The organism is Nitrosomonas oligotropha (assembly GCF_900106555.1).
Taxonomy (GTDB): domain Bacteria; phylum Pseudomonadota; class Gammaproteobacteria; order Burkholderiales; family Nitrosomonadaceae; genus Nitrosomonas; species Nitrosomonas oligotropha_A.
Window position 1 is genome coordinate 43163 of sequence record NZ_FNOE01000003.1, and the last position, 20617, is coordinate 63779.

19 protein-coding genes and 1 other RNA gene are annotated in these 20617 nt (G+C 47.2%); 13 read left to right on the top strand and 7 right to left on the bottom strand.

The window, feature by feature from the left end; genetic code table 11:
* Positions 1–5 precede the first annotated feature (5 nt).
* From dcd to BLU57_RS02715, 3 genes are all read left to right on the top strand, one after another.
* Complete coding sequence (gene dcd, locus BLU57_RS02705) at positions 6–572, top strand: dCTP deaminase (RefSeq protein ID WP_090315822.1); 567 nt, start codon at positions 6–8, stop codon at positions 570–572.
* A 34-nt stretch (positions 573–606) separates the two neighbouring features.
* Positions 607–1872: a TIGR03790 family protein gene (locus BLU57_RS02710; protein ID WP_090315824.1), complete on the top strand. Its 1266-nt coding sequence runs from the start codon at positions 607–609 to the stop codon at positions 1870–1872.
* Between the two features lie 353 nt (positions 1873–2225).
* The gene (locus tag BLU57_RS02715) at positions 2226–3401 is read left to right on the top strand and encodes a type III PLP-dependent enzyme (RefSeq protein WP_090315826.1); all 1176 of its coding nucleotides are present in this window, start codon (positions 2226–2228) and stop codon (positions 3399–3401) included.
* A gap of 110 nt (positions 3402–3511) precedes the next feature.
* Here BLU57_RS02715 and BLU57_RS02720 read toward each other — a convergent pair whose 3' ends face one another.
* Both BLU57_RS02720 and BLU57_RS02725 read right to left on the bottom strand, forming a co-directional pair.
* Positions 3512–4021 (bottom strand): dihydrofolate reductase, encoded by a 510-nt coding sequence (locus tag BLU57_RS02720; RefSeq protein ID WP_090315828.1) that lies wholly within the window; start codon positions 4019–4021, stop codon positions 3512–3514.
* Positions 4018–4812: a thymidylate synthase gene (locus BLU57_RS02725; RefSeq protein WP_090315831.1), complete on the bottom strand. Its 795-nt coding sequence runs from the start codon at positions 4810–4812 to the stop codon at positions 4018–4020. Before BLU57_RS02725 ends, BLU57_RS02720 begins: the two co-directional genes overlap by 4 nt.
* A 173-nt stretch (positions 4813–4985) precedes the next feature.
* On the opposite strand from BLU57_RS02725, the gene BLU57_RS02730 reads away from it, so the two are divergent.
* Positions 4986–6443 (top strand): M17 family metallopeptidase, encoded by a 1458-nt coding sequence (locus tag BLU57_RS02730; protein WP_090315834.1) that lies wholly within the window; start codon positions 4986–4988, stop codon positions 6441–6443.
* A gap of 28 nt (positions 6444–6471) precedes the next feature.
* On the opposite strand, the gene BLU57_RS02735 is transcribed toward BLU57_RS02730, so the two are convergent.
* Both BLU57_RS02735 and queF read right to left on the bottom strand, forming a co-directional pair.
* On the bottom strand, positions 6472–7758 hold the full coding sequence (locus BLU57_RS02735) for a LysM peptidoglycan-binding domain-containing protein (RefSeq protein ID WP_090315836.1): 1287 nt from the start codon (positions 7756–7758) through the stop codon (positions 6472–6474).
* 155 nt (positions 7759–7913) lie between these two features.
* Positions 7914–8333, bottom strand: coding sequence for a preQ(1) synthase (queF, locus tag BLU57_RS02740; RefSeq protein WP_090315840.1), 420 nt, complete (start codon positions 8331–8333; stop codon positions 7914–7916).
* Positions 8334–8429: 96 nt separating this feature from the next.
* Here queF and smc point away from each other — a divergent pair, with 96 nt between their 5' ends.
* From smc to BLU57_RS02775, 6 genes are all read left to right on the top strand, one after another.
* The gene (smc, locus tag BLU57_RS02745) at positions 8430–11969 is read left to right on the top strand and encodes a chromosome segregation protein SMC (protein ID WP_090315842.1); all 3540 of its coding nucleotides are present in this window, start codon (positions 8430–8432) and stop codon (positions 11967–11969) included.
* Positions 11970–12070: 101 nt separating this feature from the next.
* Entirely contained in the window at positions 12071–13246 is a 1176-nt protein-coding gene (locus BLU57_RS02750; RefSeq protein ID WP_256206063.1) for a cell division protein ZipA C-terminal FtsZ-binding domain-containing protein, read from the top strand.
* Between the two features lie 235 nt (positions 13247–13481).
* Complete coding sequence (locus tag BLU57_RS02755) at positions 13482–13727, top strand: CDGSH iron-sulfur domain-containing protein (RefSeq protein WP_090315847.1); 246 nt, start codon at positions 13482–13484, stop codon at positions 13725–13727.
* Between the two features lie 328 nt (positions 13728–14055).
* Complete coding sequence (locus BLU57_RS02765) at positions 14056–14355, top strand: cell division protein ZapA (protein WP_090315851.1); 300 nt, start codon at positions 14056–14058, stop codon at positions 14353–14355.
* 31 nt (positions 14356–14386) lie between these two features.
* A non-coding RNA gene (gene ssrS, locus BLU57_RS02770) (6S RNA) lies at positions 14387–14563 on the top strand.
* A gap of 58 nt (positions 14564–14621) precedes the next feature.
* On the top strand, positions 14622–15281 hold the full coding sequence (locus BLU57_RS02775) for an HAD family hydrolase (RefSeq protein ID WP_090315854.1): 660 nt from the start codon (positions 14622–14624) through the stop codon (positions 15279–15281).
* A gap of 31 nt (positions 15282–15312) precedes the next feature.
* Here BLU57_RS02775 and BLU57_RS02780 read toward each other — a convergent pair whose 3' ends face one another.
* Positions 15313–15969, bottom strand: a complete 657-nt coding sequence (locus BLU57_RS02780; protein ID WP_090315858.1) for a peroxiredoxin family protein — start codon at positions 15967–15969, stop codon at positions 15313–15315.
* Positions 15970–16129: 160 nt separating this feature from the next.
* Between BLU57_RS02780 and BLU57_RS02785 the strand changes: the two genes are divergently transcribed.
* The 3 genes from BLU57_RS02785 to BLU57_RS15980 all read left to right on the top strand — a co-directional run bounded on the left by BLU57_RS02785 (position 16130) and on the right by BLU57_RS15980 (position 17733).
* A complete protein-coding gene (locus tag BLU57_RS02785) occupies positions 16130–16585 on the top strand; it encodes an EVE domain-containing protein (RefSeq protein WP_090315861.1) in 456 nt (151 codons plus the stop codon).
* Positions 16586–16618: 33 nt separating this feature from the next.
* Positions 16619–17416 carry a sulfite exporter TauE/SafE family protein gene (locus BLU57_RS02790; protein ID WP_090315865.1) on the top strand — a complete coding sequence of 266 codons (798 nt, stop codon included), beginning with the start codon at positions 16619–16621 and terminating at the stop codon, positions 17414–17416.
* A gap of 161 nt (positions 17417–17577) precedes the next feature.
* Positions 17578–17733: a hypothetical protein gene (locus BLU57_RS15980; RefSeq protein WP_164502710.1), complete on the top strand. Its 156-nt coding sequence runs from the start codon at positions 17578–17580 to the stop codon at positions 17731–17733.
* Positions 17734–17854: 121 nt separating this feature from the next.
* Here BLU57_RS15980 and BLU57_RS02795 read toward each other — a convergent pair whose 3' ends face one another.
* Positions 17855–19156: an MFS transporter gene (locus BLU57_RS02795; RefSeq protein WP_090315869.1), complete on the bottom strand. Its 1302-nt coding sequence runs from the start codon at positions 19154–19156 to the stop codon at positions 17855–17857.
* A gap of 6 nt (positions 19157–19162) precedes the next feature.
* Entirely contained in the window at positions 19163–20548 is a 1386-nt protein-coding gene (gene fumC, locus BLU57_RS02800; RefSeq protein ID WP_090315871.1) for a class II fumarate hydratase, read from the bottom strand.
* Positions 20549–20617 lie beyond the last annotated feature (69 nt).

Consider the following 20617-nt stretch of genomic DNA (forward strand, 5'->3'; position numbering starts at 1 on the left):
GAAGGATGACGATTAAATCAGATAAATGGATACGCCGCATGGCGCTCGAACACGGCATGATCGAACCGTTCGAGCCCGACCAGATCCGGCAAAAAGACGATCAGCGCATTGTTTCGTACGGGACTTCAAGCTATGGTTACGATATCCGTTGTTCGGATGAATTCAAGTTATTCACCAACATCAATTCCACGATTGTCGATCCGAAAAATTTTGACTCCAACTCGTTTATTGATGTTAAAAGCGATGTTTGCATCATCCCACCTAATTCTTTCGCACTGGCGCGCACGGTTGAATATTTCCGCATTCCGCGCAACGTGCTGACCATCTGCTTGGGCAAATCGACCTATGCACGCTGCGGCATTATCGTCAACGTCACGCCATTCGAGCCGGAATGGGAAGGTTATGTCACGCTGGAGTTTTCCAACACCACCCCCCTGCCCGCCAAAATCTATGCGAATGAAGGCGTGGCGCAAGTGATTTTCTTTGAATCGGACGAGGTGTGTGAAACATCGTATAAAGACCGGGGTGGCAAATATCAGGGACAACAAGGTGTAACATTGCCGAAAATTTGAAGTCAAAGGAATAAAACCATGTGGAGACTCATTGATGCTGACTCAAATATGCGCAAAACGAATCAAAAGGTTTCCAGTTATTCTCGCGTTGATTTTATTCTCCGCATTTCCCGTGACGCTTGCGGCAGAGGCTTTGAAACATATTTCTCTGACGCGTACCGGCTTAATGCCGGAAGATATCGCGATTATCATCAATGACAGCGACCCGCTCTCCCGGCAAGTAGGCAGCTACTATCAGCGCGCACGGCAGATACCGGAAGTCAATGTCATTCATTTGCGTTTTCCACCCGACCGCACCACCCTGACCGCAACGGAGTTCAAGCAGCTGAAAGCCAAAATCGATCGGCTTACTCCTGAACATGTGCAAGCATTCGCAGTCGCCTGGACAGCGCCGTACCGGGTGGAATGCATGTCGCTGACTTCCGCCTTGGCATTCGGCTTCGACAAAAAATACTGCGCCGATAAATGCGAACCGACAGCACCGAGTCCTTATTTCAATGCGCTCGGCTCTTACCCATTCGATGATTACAAGATGCGCCCGGCTATGATGCTGGCTGGCACCTCGTTTACGCAGGTCAAGGATTTGATTGACCGGGGCATTGCATCCGATCATACGTTTCCCAAAGGTCAAGCATATCTGTTGAACACCTCGGATAAAGCACGCAGTACGCGTTCAGTAATTTTCGCTGAGACAGCAAAAGAATTTTCCGGCATTTTCCCAGTGCAAGTATTGGATGCCGATTTCATTTCAGACCGCAAGGATGTGCTTTTTTATTTTACCGGACTTACCCACGTATCCTCGTTGGACACGCTCGAGTTTATCCCCGGTGCACTGGCGGATCACCTGACATCGGTGGGCGGCATGCTGACCGATTCTTCCCAAATGAGCAGCTTGCGCTGGCTGGAAGCAGGCGCCACGGCAAGCTATGGCACGGTCATTGAGCCTTGCAGTTTCCCGCAAAAATTCCCGTCTCCGGTAGTCGCCATGTTTCATTATGCATTGGGCGCCAGTGCGCTTGAGGCTTATTGGAAAAGCGTCGCGTGGCCGGGCCAAGGTGTGTTCATCGGTGAACCTTTGGCAAAACCATTTGCGCCACAACTCCGTGAAATGAGTTCAGACCGGTTTGAATTGAAAATTTTCTCACCCCGAGCTGGACGATTAAAAATAGAAAAATCACATTCTGCTGCCGGACCGTTCAAATTGGCTTCCCGACCCCAGACAATTCGCCGCGGAGAGAATCGATTTCTTTTAAAGTTCAATGAAAAAACAGATGGTTATTTGAAGTTACACTGGAATTAGTCAACCCAAAATTAATGAATATCCGGGAAATTGTGTGTTCAATATTTCCGCGTGTGTCAAAACGAGACAGCCACACGAAACAAACTTCAAAAATACGCTAAACTTTTTTGCTAAATGCCCGTCTAATAGGGCATAAATTATATATGCATAAGTTATTGTTTTTTATTAAATATTATTATAGATAAAAAAAACTTGATTTGCCCCGAATGCAGACTATAATGCGTGCAAATTTAAATCCAGGAAACTCACCGATAAGGAGGTCATCATGAGAAGCACCAAGAACTTTTTTGCTCCCGCGGATTTAGTAAATATTCACATTCCTGAAACGTAGCGTTTTATAAAGGAGCATATGCATGGCTATACTCTCGTCCACACTTCAAAAATCCGACCAATCTGAAGTTCTGTTTGATACGCACCCTGAAATCAGTCTGAATTTTGAGCATGTTCGAAATGCTTTAAGTGAAGGCTACCGACGACCTTTTTTACTGGTTGACAGCAATATAATCCGGCAAAAAACCCGACGCTTCAAGACTGCAATGCCCCGAGTGCATCCGCATTATGCAGTGAAAGCCAATCCCGATGAGCGTGTACTGAAAACACTGATCGAAGAAGGCGCTGGTTTTGAAATTGCCTCCATCGCTGAGTTAGACGTATTACTCAAATTAGGTGTACCAGGTGCTGAAATTTTCTACAGCAACCCGATGAAATCCAGAGCTTATCTCGAATACGCCGCAGAAAAAGGCGTTGAGTGGTACGTAATTGATAGCATTGAAGAAATGCGTAAAATCTTCAGCGTCAAACCCGATGCCAAAATGTATTTGCGCATCGATACCCCCAATATCGGCAGCGATTGGCCATTAGCCGGAAAATTCGGTACACACTTAGCCGATATCAATGAAATCATCCAAGAAGCCGCCAAACTCAAAGCAGATCTGGCAGGTGTTACATTTCATGTCGGCTCGCAATGCCGTAATCCTCAAAATTGGCGTGTCGGTATCGAACGGGCTAAAAAAGTATTCGCTGAAATGCAACTGGCTGGTTTGACCCCCCGCTTGCTCAATATCGGTGGTGGCTACCCGGTTCGCCACATCAAACCGATTCCTTCCATTGAAGTCATTGCTGATGTCATCAATACAGCCATCTCTGATTTACCGGACAATTTCCGTATCATGGCAGAACCAGGCCGCTATCTGGTATCGGATTCGGCTTATTTTGTCTGCCGCGTGGTTGGAACAGCAACACGCAATGGAAAGCGTTGGATGTACTGGGATGCAGGCATGTTTGGCGGTGTCATTGAAATGACCGAGGGTTTACGCTATGAGATTCTCACCGACCGGAAAGGCAGCAATATTCCATGGTCAGTTGCCGGACCAACCTGTGACTCCGTGGATATCCTGATGCATGACTTGATGTTGCCCAACGACATACAAGAAGGCGACTTCATCTATATTCCTAATGCAGGCGCCTATACGACGGCATACGCCAGCAATTTTAATGGCTTTCCATTACCCGATGTGAAAGTGATTTAAGCTCCCAGAATCGGGTTAGCCTGATTAAGAATCGTCAATAGAAATGGTGAAGAGCTGCATGACTTCACCATTTCTGCTTCAAGTAGCTTAAAAAATCACCGGAATTATTGCTATGTCGTGCTTGAGTTACGATCGAGAACGACAAAGTGATATTCTAAATTTCCATCAACGTGTTTGTCGCGCTGCGTCTCTTCCCAGTCGCCGGGATCAAATTGCGGGAAAAAAACATCACCATCAAAATCACTCTGAATTTCTGTGATATACATGCGCTGGCATATTTTAATCGTTTGCTGGTAAAGCTTCTCACCCCCGATAATGAAATTCTCAGTGTCAGTCGTGCTGGTTTCTTCACAGACTAGCAATGCATCTTCCAGAGAATTGACAACGACAGCCCCGGGTATTTCATAATCCGTTTGGCGGGTAATCACGACATTAGCTCTGCCAGGCAAAGGTTTGCCAATGGATTCATAGGTCTTACGTCCCATCACAATGGTTTGCCCCATCGTTAGAAACTTAAAATGTTTCAAATCAGCTGGTAAATGCCAAGGCAATCGATTATCCCGGCCAATAACCCGATTTTTCGCCATGGCTACCAGGATAGATAAACGTAGTGGCGTCATACAGCTACCGGCGCCTTGATAGCAGGATGAGGATCATAATTCTCCAAGCTGAAATCTTCATAGTGAAAACCCAGGATGTCCCTGATATCGGGATTTAATTTCATGGTTGGCAAAGGTTTGGGTTCGCGCGACAGTTGTTCACGGGCCTGTTCCAAATGATTGAGATAAAGATGCGCATCACCCAAGGTATGCACAAAATCACCAGCTTTGAGGCGGCACACTTGCGCGATCATCAGCGTCAACAAGGCATACGATGCGATGTTGAAAGGCACGCCAAGAAAAATATCCGCGCTGCGTTGATAAAGCTGGCACGATAACCGGTCATTCGCCACATAGAACTGGAAAAAAGCATGGCATGGCGGCAAGCGCATTTTTTGCAAATCCCCCACGTTCCATGACGACACAATCATACGCCGGGAATCAGGGGTATCTTTTATTTGCTGGATTACCTGCTGTAACTGGTCGATATGCCCGCCTTCCGCTGTCGTCCAGGAACGCCATTGATGGCCGTATATCGGACCGAGATCGCCATTCGCATCTGCCCATTCATTCCATATCGATACACCATGCTGCTGTAAATAGCCGATGTTGGTATTGCCTTGCAGAAACCACAATAGCTCATGAATGATCGACTTCAAATGACATTTCTTCGTTGTTACCAAAGGAAAGCCATTCGCCAGATCAAAACGCATTTGATAGCCAAAAACCGATAGTGTCCCCGTTCCCGTCCGATCCGATTTACGATGACCGTGATCAATGACATGCTGCATTAATTCGAGATATTGATGCATCCCTATTTGAAACTCCCCGGTAGAATCAGAATAAATCCATACGTTGTAAGTCTATCCCAGCCATAATGGGTATAAGACGTATATAATATCAATATTAATTACAGCAATCATTCTTAATGCAATGACGCACAATTCTGTCATTCAAAAAAAACTATACAACAGGAAAGCTTTCAATGCTGGCATCCCTTTTCCAAAATACATCATCGATCGATCCATCTACTAAAGCATCGCATACTCTCGTAATCCTCCCGAAGTTAGAAAAACTCCCTAAAAAGTATGATATTCCCGGTGAAGAATCACTGAATAAATTACTTTTGCGCCGCGAGATAAAATTAACGGATCTTATCACTACGCCAGTCAGCGCCAACCTTCCGGATGGCGAACTATGCGCTTGGGCGATGATCGACACGAATCAGACCGTATTCGAGCAACAGACCACCGTGAGAAAAGCGGTCAAATTGCTGCTTGGGGAAAATCCTGTTGAATTGCATATTACTGTGCATGGCACAACGCAACAAAGAAAAATCTTTTCCGAACTGGCTGTTTTTACCAGCTGGGTGAATGGCGCCGTACTCCCGGTGCGTAAAAACAAACCCGTCAGAAAACCGCTGGAGAAAATTTTTTTATATAGCTACAAAGATGCCGGAAACTTTACACTGCAACGCGCTCGGGCGGAAGGAAATTTGCTTGCGCGCGGTTTGACGGCATTACCGGCCAATGAATTAACGCCCACCACTTATCGCCAGCAAATTAAGAAACTGGCTGAGAATGAGGGCTGGAAATATCAGGAATACGATTTCAATAAGTTGAAAGAAATCGGCGCCGGCGCTTTCGTGGCGGTAGCGCAAGGCAGTGATACCGAAGACGCCGCCATCGTCCATCTGCAATATCAAGGCAAGCAAAATCCGGACAACAAGACCATCGCAATTGTTGGAAAAGGCATTTGCTTTGATACCGGCGGCCATAATCTAAAACCAGCCCGGTATATGCAAGGAATGCACGAGGATATGAACGGATCGGCCGTCGCATTGGGCATTTTGCTTGCCGCAACGCGCGCTGAAATCCCGATTAAAATGGATTGCTGGCTAGCCATAGCGCAAAACCACATCAGTCCTCGCGCATATAAACAAAATGACATCATCACAGCACTCAGCGGGTTATCCATCGAAATCGTGCATACTGACGCCGAAGGGCGAATGGTATTGGCGGACACTTTGACATTGGCCAACCAATTAAAACCCGATTTGATCATCGATTTCGCTACGTTAACAGGCAGCATGAAGACTGCCTTAGGATCCCGCTACAGCGGAATTTTCAGCAACCGCGATGAGTTATTGCAAGTCGCCATTGCCGCGGGCAAAGAAAGTGGTGAGCGTGTGTGTGTTTTCCCGATGGATTCCGATTATGAAGAAAGCCTTGAAAGCGCCATTGCGGATATCAAGCAATGCGAGCTAGGGGGAGAATTCGATCATATTCTCGCTGCTTGTTTTCTACGACGCTTTGTCAGCGATACACCATGGTTACATATGGATTTATCGGCTAGTAGCCATAAGGACGGTTTGGGCGCGGTAGATAGTGACATTACCGGATTTGGGGTCAGTTGGGCGATCGAGCTGCTAAAAAGTGTTTGAAATTGATATTTGCAATCAGGAATAGCGCCTAGCTTCTCGCAATCACGAGCTTCTGGCCAACGGACAAGTTTTCATCGCTGTTATTCCAAAGCTTGATCTGATTGACGGTCGTACCGTAACGCTTGGCGATTTCATATAAGGTATCGCCTTTTTTCACCACATAAACATTCGATTGATAATTCTGCAGCTGTTTCTTCTTCAGTGCGGCAGCATCGCTATAATTCTCTGACACAATCTGCGGTACCAATATTTTTTGTCCGAGGGTAAGATTTTTGCTGCGCGCAATACCGTTAATTGTCTGCAATTGCTTCACGGTAGTCTGATGACGCGCTGCGATTTCATTGATACTCTCCCCTTTCTTCACGTGATAAATTTGCCAAGATATTCTAGGATCTTGATATGTCTCAAGATTCTTCAGAAAAATATCTTTATTTCTTTTAGGCAACAACAACGTGCGAGGTTCGTCCGTCACCTTGATGACATAACGATTGTAGGCAGGATTTAATGCATTGAATTCAGCTTCGGAAATATTGGCAAGACGGGTAACGAGAGAGATGTCGATGTGTTCATGTATTTTGATTTCATCAAAATACGGTCGATTCGCTATCGGCCGGATTTGTATGCCATATTTCTTACTATTGACGATGATATCTTTAACGGCCAATAGCTTATAAACATAGTGCTTGGTATCGCTGGGCAGATTCAAATCATAAAAATTACTCGACCTGCCCTTATGAAGACTTCTGGATAATACCTTGCTGACTGCACCTTCGCCTAAATTGTAAGCCGCGATGGCCAGTTTCCAGTTATCAAATTTCGCATGGAGATACTGCAAATAATCCAGTGCAGCTCGGGTAGAAGCTATAACGTCTCGGCGGTCATCGTGCCATACATTTTGTGCTAACCCTAGGATTTTCGCCGTTTCGGGTTGAAATTGCCACAAACCCGCCGTTTGGCTATTGGATTTTATCAGCGGATTGTAAGCGCTTTCTATGACCGGCATCAGTGCGACTTCCATCGGCATGCCACGACGCTCAACTTCCTCCACAATATGAAACAGGTACCGCTCGCTATTGGCAATGATGCGATTAAATAACTCTGGATTCTGTGTATAGGAGGCGCCTATTTTGCGAATTGTTTTACTATCGGGTGGCAACGCCAAGGCAAAACCGTTTTGTATACGACCCCACAGATTTGCATGATACTGAATCTTATCTTGTACTAATGTATCCGCAAATGCATTCAGTGCTATAAATGAACAAAACCCAAGTGCCAGCGATATCAGCAAAACAATGCTTTTTCTTTTTAAAATCATTTACATATATTATTTTCTATATCCATATCGATTAACAGGATATATAAATTTTTTGCATTTGCAAACTATTTTTTACAAAAAAGAAAATGAAAATTTAATAAATATGTTTAATAATCATAATACTAAATTAGTATCTTCAAGATAATTATTAAGAATCATTCACGAATATTCGACTGACTATTAAATTCCTGTAGCAAAACTACCGGTTTTGGCTGCCATCCTTTTTTCCGGTGATCAACGATAACATTGGTAAAAATACCGCCACGCACATAAAAACGCGCAGTTAACCGGATATAGCGGGGCTTTAAAACAGCGACGAGATCGTCGAGAATTTTATTCGTCACGGCTTCATGAAACACGCCTTCATTCCGGTACGACCAGATATAGAGTTTCAGGCTTTTAAGTTCGACGCATTTTTTGTCTGGAATATAATCGAGAATTAATGTGGCGAAATCGGGTTGTCCCGTTTTCGGGCACAAACAAGTGAATTCAGGAATCTCCATATGAATATGGTAGTCCCGACTGGTAAAAGGATTCGGGAAGGTTTCAAGTGTTTTTTCAGGTTTACTGGCCATTCTTCTTCATGCTCGTGGTTAAATTAATTCGGTTACAATGATAAAATGCGTCATGCGCTTTATTTATTATAACTGCCTTACCCAATAAACAAAAAATTGCGCCTAGCTCATATCAAGCTCGCCGGCTTCAAATCATTCGTCGATCCCACTGTAGTTCCCGTTTCGCAAGATCTGGTTGGTATCGTAGGCCCTAACGGTTGCGGTAAGTCGAACATCATCGACGCCGTACGATGGGTGCTGGGAGAATCGAAAGCTTCCGCTTTGCGGGGCGATTCGATGCAGGATGTCATTTTTTCCGGATCGGATAACCGCAAAGCGGTTGGCCGCGCCAGTGTGGAAATCGTCTTTGACAACCATCTCAATAAGATTACCGGACAATGGTCCAGCTACGCTGAGATCGCCATCAAACGTGTCATTCAACGCGATGGCAACTCAAGTTATTACATCAATAATTTGCCCGTACGGCGCCGGGATATTGCCGATCTCTTTTTGGGTACAGGTGTCGGAGGCCGGGGTTATGCCATTATCGAACAGGGTATGATTTCCCGCATTATTGAAGCCAAGCCGCAGGAATTACGAAACTTCCTCGAAGAAGCTGCCGGAATTTCCCAATATCGTGAAAGAAGGCATGAAACATCCACTCGGCTTGCTGAGTCGAGAAAAAATCTCACCCGCTTGGAAGATATTTGCCAGGAATTGGGCACACAGCTGCAGCATCTGGAAGTGCAAGCAGAAATCGCGCAACAATACAAACAATTGCAGGAAAATCTGCACCACTCGCAATCCTTGCTATGGGTATTGCGCAGAACCGAGGCGCAAAAACAGCAGCAGCGTGCGGAACAAGACATTCAAAAGCTGGAAACCGAGTTGGAAATTGTGCTTGCAAATCAGCAGCAAGCAGAAAAAGACTATGAAGCAACACGTGCAAAAGAACATGCCGTAAACGACCAATTGCTTCAGGCACAGGGGCAACTGTATACGGCGGATGCCGAAATAGGACGTTTAGCGCAGGAAATCAATCATCTAAACAGCACGCATGATCGCCTGCTACAACAAACGCAACAAGTTGAAAATCAGCTGCAAAAAAATAATCAGTTGAAAGCTAGCAAACTGGAAAATCTGGCGCATTGGCAGCAGGAAAAAATAAAAATTGAATCAGCGCAACAAGACAGCATTCAAAAATGCCATGAAGAAAACGACAAACTCCCAGCCATAGAGGCAAATTTTCATGCCTGTCAGGAAAAATTAAACCAGCTCCGGCAGGATTTACTGCTCGTCGAACAAACCAGCCGCCTGGAAGACAATCAACTCGTGCATGCGGCAAAAAATATTCAACAGCTTGAGGCGCGCCATGCCCGCTTATTACAAGAACAAAGCGAATTTGTGCTCATTGATCCTGGCCAATTAACGGAATTACAGCAGCAGATCGATAACACTGAAAATAGGCTGGAAGAAGAACAATGTAAGCATCAGGAAATCGAAACACAACTCTCGGCAATAACCCAGTCCAAACAGCATATTGTCAGAGGAATTCAAGAACTGCAGCAGACATTGTCGCAAGCGTCAGCCCGCCACACGGCATTGCAAAATTTGCAGCAGAAACTGGAAAACAACCAGAGCTTAACCGCTTGGCTTCATCAACGACAGCTGGATACCTTGCCGCGCTTATGGCAGAAAATCAGCATCGCGCCAGAGTGGGAAAGCGCATTAGAAGCGATTCTGCGCGAACGGCTTAATAGTATTGAGATCGAGCAGCTGGATAGTATCCTCGATTGGATTGACGGCGTGCCGCAGGGAAAATGGACGCTGCATGAAAAATCCGGCTTCGCCGATGATTTATCGTCCAGTGACATGCACAACCACACAGGTCAAAAATTACTCACCTGCATCACGGTCAATCAGCCTGAAATTCAATCCGTACTGGGCCATTGGTTAAAAAATGTATATATCGCCAACGATATCCAAGAAGGTCTCAGCGATAGAAATTCTCTGGGCTCTGGCGAACTGCTCGTTACCCGCCAAGGACACATCCTGACCCGCACCAGTATCACTTTTTATGCACCCGATTCGCAATTGCACGGGGTTTTATCAAGACAGCAAGAGCTCATTCAAATACAAAAAGAAATGGACCAGCTCGAACCCGCCCTGCGCATGCAGCGCGATCTGCAGGCCAAAACCGAGCAGCAGTTCGCTGAACTGAACAATGCCATTCAAACGGTTGATAAAAATAGCAAGCAATTGCAACAGCAGCGGCATGCGTTACAGCTGGATGCGGTGAAATTGTCGCAAGCCAGCGAACGTGCAGCACACCGCCATAACCAGATCAATGCTGAGTTGACGGAAATCCGGCAAGCCTTGGAACACGAGTATGCGCTGCGAGAATCCGCAACCATCCATTTGCAGGACAATCAGCAAAAAATTGCCACACTCAAGGAGCAAGCGCAGCAAGCACAGCTCGCCTGGGAAACGGCCAATCAACAACTTGCACGGCAACGGCAAAACATCCAGCAATCGACCCGCGTGATGCAAGAAGCGGCGTTCCAGGCGCAAACCTGCCAGAACAAAATCATAGAAATCGAGTTGAACATACAGTCGCTGGATGAAGAACTGCAACATTTAACGCAAAACCAAGCCAACTTGCTCAGCGAAATGGACGAACTGAATGTTGCTCCGCTCACCGGACGCCTAGAAGCCGCCCAAACACAGCGAAAATCGATTGAACAAGCCGCATTGCAAGCACGGCAAGCGGTTGAAGATACCATTAGCCATTTACGGCGCATCGAAGAAACCCGGATGGCATCGGAACAAAAATCGCATACGCTACGCGAGGCCACTAATCAAGCCCGGCTCAAGGAACAAGCGGCGAGCATCGCCATTGGCCAATTTGATGAATTGATCCGAGATGCTCATGTTGATACCGAAGTGCTATTACCCTTAAGTACCAAGAAAAGTGTTACCGGGTTGCACTCAGAGATCGAAAAACTGAATGCGGAAATTGCGGCATTAGGGGCTGTGAATCTTGCCGCATTGGAGGAACTCGAAAATGGCCGAAGCAGAGAATCCAGTCTGCTGATGCAATTACAGGATTTAAATGCAGCCATTGCAACTTTGGAAAGTGCTATCCAGCAAATTGACCGGGAAACCGAACTACGTTTGCAAGACACATTCACTCAAGTCAATACTTATTTACGTGAGATTTTTCCGGTCATTTTCGCCGGTGGACAAGCCAGACTCGAATTCTGCGATGATAAAAACTTAGATGCCGGCTTAATGCTGACCGCGCAACCACCCGGGAAAAAAAATAGCTCCATCCAATTATTATCCGGCGGAGAAAAAGCATTGACGGCTTTGGCATTAATTTTTTCCTTATTCCGGCTCAATCCGGCACCTTTCTGCTTGTTGGATGAGGTTGATGCTCCGCTTGACGACAGCAACACCAGCCGTTTCTGTGAACTGGTGAAAACCATGGCCAAACAAACGCAATTTCTATTCATCAGCCATAATAAAATCACGATGGAAATGGCGCAGCGATTAATTGGAGTTACAATGCAAGAACAAGGGGTATCAAGGATAGTGGCTGTCGATCTTGCTACGGCGGTACAAATGGGCAAACGCGAAAAACAGCCTGCTATCTAATGACTGTGATTAATTCCATAAAGCTGACATAATTTAATTTTAATACTGCACGTAACGGTAATTGTGCGAAATAGCAGGGAAATAATATGGAGATATTGAGTATGAGTGACTTGCAGATAAGCTTGATCATCATCGGCATCATCGTTATTGCCGGTGTCGTTGTCTTCAACTGGTGGCAACAACTGCGTTACCGGCGAAAAATTCAAGCTGCGTTCGATCATAAACACGATGACATTCTGCTCGATGACCAGAATTCCGATGAGCCGTTTCAGCGGATTGAACCAAAATTTAATAAAGTCCCGGCGGATATCCCCTTAGATACTTTCGCGCCAATCGATACGCCAGCGAGTGAACCCAAAAGGCCACCGGCGGCACCACCTGCTCAAGCTGCAATCAATATCCCTATCAGCACCGCTACGGCCACAACTTCGTCGGCCGCTTCGCCGTTATTGGATTACGACGGCAATACGAATTACATCGTCAACATCCGTTCCGAGTCCGTCATCCCCAATACCCATATTGCAAAATTACTGCAACGAAAATTCGATTTCGGCAAACCGGTATACTGGCTCGGTCAACAAGATAAAAATGAACCTTGGGAGGAGATTACCAACGAATCCAATGTCGATAGCGATGGTTACGGTCATTTAAAAGGCTGCTTGCAGCTTGCCGATAGAGCGGGTCCGATCAGCGAAGTCAATTTATCCAAATTCCGCGATCTGGTGCAGGATTTCGCAACGCAAGTTCATGCCGCAGCGGAATGCCCGGACATCGTCAGCGCACACGAAAAAGCCGTCCAGCTCGATAAATTCTGCGCCGATGTGGATGTCATGATCGGCATCAACATCATCAGCAAGGACAACGGTGCCTTTGTCGGCACTAAGATTCGCGCGTTGGCCGAAGCGTCCGGCTTTAAGCTGGATTCAGATGGTTTATTCAAGTATCGCGACGATACCAATAATGTATTGTTTATTTTGAGCAATTATGAATCTCCTCCGTTCTTGCCTGAAAATATGAAATCGTTAACAACGCATGGTGTTACTTTCTTATTGGATGTACCCAGAGTCGCGCAAGGTGAAAGAGTATTTGATCAGATGACGCATCTGGCGAAGATTTTCTCTAATACGCTGGGCGGAATCATGGTTGACGATAACCGCGTCCCGCTCAGTGACAGCGGAATTCAAAGAAGCAAACAACAGCTCATCGAAATACAAACCGCAATGAAAAAGAATCATATCAACGCTGGCAGTCCGAGCGCATTGCGGTTATTTGTATAAATATTTTTTGATAAAAAATTAAAGTTAAATCTGTGAGCATCCGTAATCGCTAGGACAACTGTCAATTGTTTCAATAAATAGTATTAACAATATATAGTTAGCCAATATAGTTCAGCGATAATTGTGGAATGATAGCTATAATAATGATAAATATTATAATTTAGTGAAAAGACGTACTTAATATCTAGAATCACTGCCAGACAATTATTGAATAACTTATTGATAAAAAGATAAAATGGAAAATACCTCGAACACAAACCAACCTTTTTCACCGATCGAAGTCAAACTGGAATCCGGGAAAGATTATTATTGGTGTACATGCGGTCGCAGCAAATCTCAGCCTTTTTGCGACGGCTCGCATAAAAATACAGAATTTACACCCAAGAAATTTAGTGTGAGTGAAGACAAAACTGCATGGCTATGTACCTGCAAAAAAACCGGTAATGCTCCTTTTTGTGATGGCACACATCGCAAACTATAAGTACCGGTAAATAAAATCTCTATAAAAAAAACAACAACAAAAATAATAATAATATTTCAGTGAATACCCGGGCACGGCATAAGAATTGTAGATTTGGTTACCCATTAACCCTTTTAATAGTTCATAAATTAGTGCCCCATGGAAACAGAACTGAAATCCTTAGAAGATAAAGTTTTTCAACTTTTACACTTGTATCAAAATACAAGCATTGAAAATAATAAACTGCGCAAAGAACTTGCGGACTCGCATGCGCATTGCGAGAAATTAAATGAGAAAATACATGTTACAGCGGATCGGCTTGAAACACTTTTGTTAAACATACCCGATAATGAATAATGAACCGCTAAACCTCAACATCATGGGACGGGATTTTTGCATTACTTGCCCCGATGAAGAACGTGAGGAAATCCTGCTTGCCGCAGCTTATCTTGATAAAAAAATTCAAGAAATCAAAGCAGAAGGAAAGATTGTTGACTCTGATCGCATCGCGCTTATCGCAGCATTGCAGATCGCGCATGAACTGCTGATGCTACGCAATGGAACTGGTTTTGACATCGATGAATTTCGGCGTAGAATTGTCTCATTAAGAAAGAAAGTTGATGAAGTTCTGACTGATAAAGAAAGTTAGTATAGTTAATAGTTATCGTTGTAAATCAGGTTAATCCCTGCGGTGTTCGTTTAGACTTATATTCTTTGAACCATTTTTAGAAAATGGTTGTGGATTACAGTGATACTGTTGTGCGCGTCCTTTCGGGATGTTCCTGATGTATCCATGAAGCAACCACCTTGGACCCTATGGTTCAAGATGACGGTCTGACGGCATATGTGGGGAGCTATTGCAAGACAAGAGATATTCAAAACATCTCTTGTCCTTTTTAGTTTTTTCTTCCCGCAATGACTACACGCGTAATTCCATCGATACAGCAAAGCAGCAGAAATCCTCCCTTCCGCACGAAAACATTCTTATTTGATATCGGTCGCGTATTGCTGGATTTTGATTTTGAATCGTCACTGGCACGATTGATTCCGTCAGGAACCGATAACGCGCACGAACGGATTCGTTCGGTGCTGCACCGTAAAGACGAATTGGAAAGCGGACAAATTGATCCAGCCGGTTATGCGGATTGGGCGCTGAGTATCTTGGGAAGTGATGCTACACGGGAACAGTTTTACCAGGCTTGGCAACAAATCTTCACTCGCAATGCGTCCATGTGGCATTGCGTTCGTCAACTAGCCGCCGATAACCACAACCTGATTCTGATCTCGAATATCAATGCGATCCATTGTCCGTGGATATTTACTGCCTACCCTGAGTTCGCTTTATTTGAACACAAAATTTTGTCATTTGAGGCCGGTATTTTGAAACCGGAACTGGCCATTTATCAATATGCGATCAACACATACCGGCTGGATCCAGCCGAGACCATTTATATTGACGATCAGCCGCAAAATATCGCGGCCGGCCAGCAGATGGGATTCCTCTGCTGGCAATATGATCTGAATCATCATCAGGCATTCGAGGTTTGGCTTCAAGAAACACTAGCTGCCGGTTAACAAGTACATCGCGGCAAAACTTTTTATGAAGCTAGATTTTCTCCGCCAGAAAATGCTCGACCATCGCCTGTTTATAGTCTATTTGCCCGAACGATACATCTTTTAATTCACCTTTACGGTCGAACAAAATACACGATGGCGTTCCTTGCAGCGCAAAGCGCTCGAAAGTTTCCGCGCGCATCGATTTCTGCGTCATATAATGGTGGACTTGCTGCAACACGGTTTTTTTCTGCTCATCGTTGAACTTGTCGAAATCGGGCAAAAAATTTTGCGCATAATGCAGCACGCGTTCATCGGTCACCGGCTCGGTTTCCGCCACAACCCGGTCCATACCCACCGCAAACGGTATTTTCCACTTCAGCTTACCGTCCGACAATAAACCGTATTGATTGAGTGCCTTATAGGTTTCACCGATCACTTCGCCGGTCGCGATTAACTTTTGCAAATTCTCCAGTGTATTCTTATCGTAATCTTCAAATGCCGTAGCCAAGCCGATCACATTCAGGCCCTGCGCATGATACCGCTCATGCAAATCAACCGCCCTGGGTAACGAGTAAATGAAACACCCCGGGCAATTGACCTGAAAAACTTCGATCAAGACCACCGAACCGGTCAGATCATTGAGCGAGAGCGGGCCACCTTGTACCCAAGTATCAACCGAAATATCAGAAAGTGTGTGATTATTCATAGTGTAAGTCGTCAGAACGCAGAAAAGTTTTGGAATATACTACAGAAGCTGGCCGTTAGCGTGCAGAATTTTCATCAAAAATAAAACTGGCCGCAGGTCATTAATTATAATGAACCACTCTATACAAAGCTGCCTGTAAAAATCACCACTCATGTAAAAAATGCGCTGCTGGTTAATGAAGTCAGAACCGGATGAATTCAGTATCGATGATTTTGCCGCACGGCCGGATCAAACGATTGCCTGGGAAGGTGTGCGTAATTATCAGTCGCGCAATTTCATGCGCAACCAGATGACGGTGGGCGATCAGGTGTTTTTCTATCACTCCTGCTGCAAAGATCCCGGTATCATGGGCATTGCGGTCGTCAGCAAACCGGCGTATCCGGATGCCACGCAATTTAATCCGGCCAGCAAGTATTTCGATCCTAAAGCGACGCAAGACAATCCGCGCTGGTTTAATGTCGACATCATGCTACTGCACAGAACGCGCCCGATCCCGATCAAGGAATTAAGGCAATATCCGCAACTAAGCAGGGTGCGCATGTTGCAAACGGGTAACCGTCTATCGATTACGCCGGTCGATCCGGCCGAATGGCAATTTATCTTGCAGTATCTGTAGCGCAATCCAATTCTTTTTTATCAGGCTTACATTATGGAATGGTGGTTGATTTATCTGTTAACCGGAGCATTTGTGGGATTTTTTGCCGGTTTACTCGGCATTGGCGGCGGCCTGATTATCGTTCCCGTGCTCATTTCACTGTTCACTGCGCAGGATTTTCCCGCCGACCGCATCATCCATTTTGCGTTGGGCACCACGATGGCCACGATCATTTTCACGTCGGCCGTCAGTTTACGCACCCACCACCAGCATGGCGCCGTAAACTGGCCCATCGTGAAGAATATTACCCCGGGCATTTTTCTCGGCACCTTTGGCGGCGCAACACTGGCCGGATCGATGACAGGTCAACTGCTCAGCGTTATTTTTGTCATTTTCATTTTTTACGCCGCCACACAAATGCTGCTACAGTTTCGTCCCAGTCCATTATTTCAACTCCCTGGGAGATTCGGCTTATTTCTCGCCGGGAATGTTATCGGCGCCCTATCCAGCTTAGTTGCAATCGGCGGCGGATTGTTGTCCGTGCCATTCCTGACACTATGCAACGTCAAGCTGCAACACGCTATCGGCACCGCGGCGGCGATCGGCTTCCCTATCGCATTGGCTGGCACGGCCGGTTATATCGCGAATGGTTTCTTACAATCGGAAACACTGCCCGATTTCAGCTTAGGCTATGTGTATTTACCCGCGCTAGCCTGGCTGGTATCGGCCAGCATGTTAACAGCACCGCTCGGAGCGAAGCTTACACATTCCACCAAAACCGCCACGCTCAGAACAATCTTTGTTGTTTTGCTCTATGGCTTGGGCATCAGAATGTTAATTACTATCCTGTAAATCCAGCCAGCAACAAGCCCATTTCAAACTCAAAGCGATCCAGCGGGTATTTAAATGCGCTAAATCGCAATTTATCAGTGATTATTCTTCGTAACGTGGTATAGTTTTACTGTGACAAAAATGAAAAAGATGTATTTATTAATTTTAGGGAAAAGCCACAAATGAAATTTTCAGTATTTTTTGTTGTAACACTTTTAGCATTATCGTTAGTAGCATGTGGAAAACCAACAGCGCCAGAAAGCGCAAGTTCAGATAACTATGGCACCACTCATGAAGGTAAACCAGCAGAAGGCCGTAACGAGCTTCCAGGCAAATAATAGTTAATTCTTAACTATTCAGCCGTTTTACTGTTTATTGTTGTTGAGTAATACCCTGTAGGATCGACATTGTTCCTACAGGAGCCTTCAAAAAATCCCCTCGTTCTACCTAGAAATTCCTTTAGTACTTGATATTAGCCGCTTCACGCCCTCTTTGCTCATCGACGGCTGAAAGCATCGCAAGACCAAGAACAAAAAACCCCAGCGTGCTGAGTAACGCAATGCGATGATCTCCGGCAAATAGGTAAACCATGCCGCCATACGTCAGCGGGCCGATGATCGCGGACAGTTTGGTCGCCAATCCCCATAAGCCGAAAAATTCGCCCTGCCGCCCGGGTGGTGTAAATTGTCCGACCAGCGCCCTGCCCGCCGATTGCGCGCCGCCGAGCGCAGTGCCGATCAAATTGGCGGCGACCCAGAATAACAACGTATCGTCGGCGAAATACGCGCAGCCAATCGCCGCAATCCAGATCAGCAGCGTAATCGCGATACAGCGCAGCGAGCCGATGCGATCCTGCAAATGACCGAACAGAAAAGCGCCGATCGCCGCCGTCACGTTCACCACCATAATCAGGATGATCGTATCCTGCGTTTTGAATCCCATCACCTCTTGCGCGTACACCGCCGCCAGCACGATGACGATGTGGATGCCCGCATAATACGTGGTCAACGCCAGCAGAAAGCGGAACAAATCGGTATGCAAACGCGCTTCGCGCAGCGTGGCACGCAAACGGCTGAACCCTTGCCGCACGATATGCGCGCTATCGAACGATTCCGCGACCGTGGCGCGCTCGCGTAGCCACAGCAGCGTCGGCAGCGCGGCCAGCGCAAACAACGCCGCCACGATCAGATTGGTCACCGGCACATACTGCGCGGCTTCGATGCCCTGCTTCTCGGCGTACTTGACATAAACCAGACACAACACCAGCGCCAGCAAGCCGCCCAAATAACCCAGCGCCCAGCCGTAGCCGGAAAGCCGCCCGATCGTTTGCGGCGTGCTGATTTCCGGCAGAAAAGCCGCGATCAGATTCTCGCCGCTGGCGAACATAAAAGTCGCCAGAATCACCAGCACCACCGCCAACGCGATATCGCCCGGCCCGGCAAAATACAACAGCGCCGTGAATACCACGCAACCGATGGTAGTAATCGTCAGAAAGCGTTTTTTCGCGCCGGAATAATCAGCTATCGCGCCCACCACCGGCGCACTGATTAAAACCAGCGCATTCGCCGCCGCCATCGCCAGCGTCCACAACAACGTGGCATCGCCGCTCCCCTGCCCGGCGGCGATCACGCCGACAAAGTAGGCATTGAAAATAGCGGTCAGGATAACGGTGGTATAGCCGGAATTGGCAAAATCGTACATGCACCACGCGAAACGTTCGCGGCGCGTGACCGGTTCGGAAGAATTGGAAGAAGCGGCCATCGAGCGCTATTTGCCGACCATCTTTTCCGGCACCACCCACGCGTCGAACTGCTCAGCAGTCACATACCCGGTGGCAATCGCGGCGGCTTTCAATGTTGTGCCTTCGCGGTGCGCTTTCTTGGCGATTTCGGCGGATTTGTCGTAACCGATATGTGGATTCAGCGCGGTCACCAGCATCAGCGAGTGGTGCATCAGCGCGTCGATGCGGTCAATATTGGCTTCGATACCGGTGGCGCAATGGTCGTTGAAGCTCACCATCGCATCCGCGAGCAGCCGCACGCTTTGCAGGAAATTATGGATGATCAGCGGTTTCATCACGTTCAGCTCAAAATTCCCCAGCGCGCCGCCCATGTTGACCGCAACATCGTTGCCCATCACCTGGCAGCACACCATCGTCATCGCTTCCGATTGCGTCGGGTTGACCTTGCCCGGCATGATCGAACTGCCCGGCTCGTTCTCGGGAATGCGCAATTCGCCGATGCCGCAACGCGGCCCGGATGCCAGCCAACGGATGTCGTTGGCGATTTTCATCAGCGACGCGGCCAGCGTTTTCAACGCGCCGTGTGCGTGCACCAGCGCATCGTTACTCGCCAGCGCTTCGAATTTATTCGGCGCGGTGACGAACGGCAACCCGGTCAAGCGCGACAACTCCGCCGCGACGCGCACGGCGAATTCCGGGTGCGCGTTCAACCCGGTGCCGACCGCCGTGCCGCCGAGCGCCAGTTCGCACACATGCGGCAACGCCGCTTGCACATGCTTCAGCCCGTGATCCAATTGCGCGACATAACCGGAAAACTCCTGTCCCAGCGTCAATGGCGTGGCGTCCTGCAAATGCGTGCGGCCGATTTTGACGATGGCCTCGAACGCTTGCGCCTTGGCCGCCAAGGTGCCGCGCAACAATTGAATCGCCGGAATCAAGCACTGCTGCAATTCCTGCACCGCCGCAACGTGCATCGCGGTCGGGAATACGTCGTTGGACGATTGCCCTTTGTTGACGTCGTCGTTCGGATGCACCTTGCGATCCGCGCCGCGCCCGCCGCCGATAATTTCCGACGCGCGGTTCGCCAGCACCTCGTTGACGTTCATGTTGGTCTGCGTGCCGGAACCGGTTTGCCACACCACCAGCGGAAACTGATCGTCGAAATTTCCAGCAATCACCTCGTCGGCCGCCTCGATGATCGCCGCGGCACTCGCTGCATTGAGCAATCCCAAGTCGTGATTGACCTTGGCGGCGGCGCGCTTGACCCGGGCCAGCGCATGAATCAGCGCCACCGGCATGCGCTCGCCGGAAATCTTGAAATTCTGCAACGAGCGCTGCGTTTGCGCGCCCCATAATGCGGCGGCGGGCACCTCGACCACGCCCATGGTGTCGCGTTCTTCACGGGTTTGCATAGATAGTTACCTCATCAAATTAGATCATTGAATAAATTGCAGCTCTGGTTTACCAACGAATCGCTGAAT

What these genes read in the sequence shown, in the direction of transcription:
- queF (WP_090315840.1), bottom strand. Translation starts at nt 8,333, where the DNA reads ATGGCCAGTAAACCTGAAAAAACACTTGAAACCTTCCCGAATCCTTTT.
- BLU57_RS02765 (WP_090315851.1), top strand. Translation starts at nt 14,056, where the DNA reads ATGAATAATGAACCGCTAAACCTCAACATCATGGGACGGGATTTTTGC.
- BLU57_RS02750 (WP_256206063.1), top strand. Translation starts at nt 12,071, where the DNA reads ATGAGTGACTTGCAGATAAGCTTGATCATCATCGGCATCATCGTTATT.
- BLU57_RS02735 (WP_090315836.1), bottom strand. Translation starts at nt 7,758, where the DNA reads ATGATTTTAAAAAGAAAAAGCATTGTTTTGCTGATATCGCTGGCACTT.
- BLU57_RS02730 (WP_090315834.1), top strand. Translation starts at nt 4,986, where the DNA reads ATGCTGGCATCCCTTTTCCAAAATACATCATCGATCGATCCATCTACT.
- BLU57_RS02715 (WP_090315826.1), top strand. Translation starts at nt 2,226, where the DNA reads ATGGCTATACTCTCGTCCACACTTCAAAAATCCGACCAATCTGAAGTT.
- dcd (WP_090315822.1), top strand. Translation starts at nt 6, where the DNA reads ATGACGATTAAATCAGATAAATGGATACGCCGCATGGCGCTCGAACAC.
- BLU57_RS15980 (WP_164502710.1), top strand. Translation starts at nt 17,578, where the DNA reads ATGAAATTTTCAGTATTTTTTGTTGTAACACTTTTAGCATTATCGTTA.
- BLU57_RS02790 (WP_090315865.1), top strand. Translation starts at nt 16,619, where the DNA reads ATGGAATGGTGGTTGATTTATCTGTTAACCGGAGCATTTGTGGGATTT.
- BLU57_RS02720 (WP_090315828.1), bottom strand. Translation starts at nt 4,021, where the DNA reads ATGACGCCACTACGTTTATCTATCCTGGTAGCCATGGCGAAAAATCGG.
- BLU57_RS02725 (WP_090315831.1), bottom strand. Translation starts at nt 4,812, where the DNA reads ATGCATCAATATCTCGAATTAATGCAGCATGTCATTGATCACGGTCAT.
- BLU57_RS02785 (WP_090315861.1), top strand. Translation starts at nt 16,130, where the DNA reads ATGCGCTGCTGGTTAATGAAGTCAGAACCGGATGAATTCAGTATCGAT.
- BLU57_RS02710 (WP_090315824.1), top strand. Translation starts at nt 607, where the DNA reads ATGCTGACTCAAATATGCGCAAAACGAATCAAAAGGTTTCCAGTTATT.
- BLU57_RS02780 (WP_090315858.1), bottom strand. Translation starts at nt 15,969, where the DNA reads ATGAATAATCACACACTTTCTGATATTTCGGTTGATACTTGGGTACAA.
- BLU57_RS02795 (WP_090315869.1), bottom strand. Translation starts at nt 19,156, where the DNA reads ATGGCCGCTTCTTCCAATTCTTCCGAACCGGTCACGCGCCGCGAACGT.
- BLU57_RS02775 (WP_090315854.1), top strand. Translation starts at nt 14,622, where the DNA reads ATGACTACACGCGTAATTCCATCGATACAGCAAAGCAGCAGAAATCCT.
- BLU57_RS02755 (WP_090315847.1), top strand. Translation starts at nt 13,482, where the DNA reads ATGGAAAATACCTCGAACACAAACCAACCTTTTTCACCGATCGAAGTC.
- fumC (WP_090315871.1), bottom strand. Translation starts at nt 20,548, where the DNA reads ATGCAAACCCGTGAAGAACGCGACACCATGGGCGTGGTCGAGGTGCCC.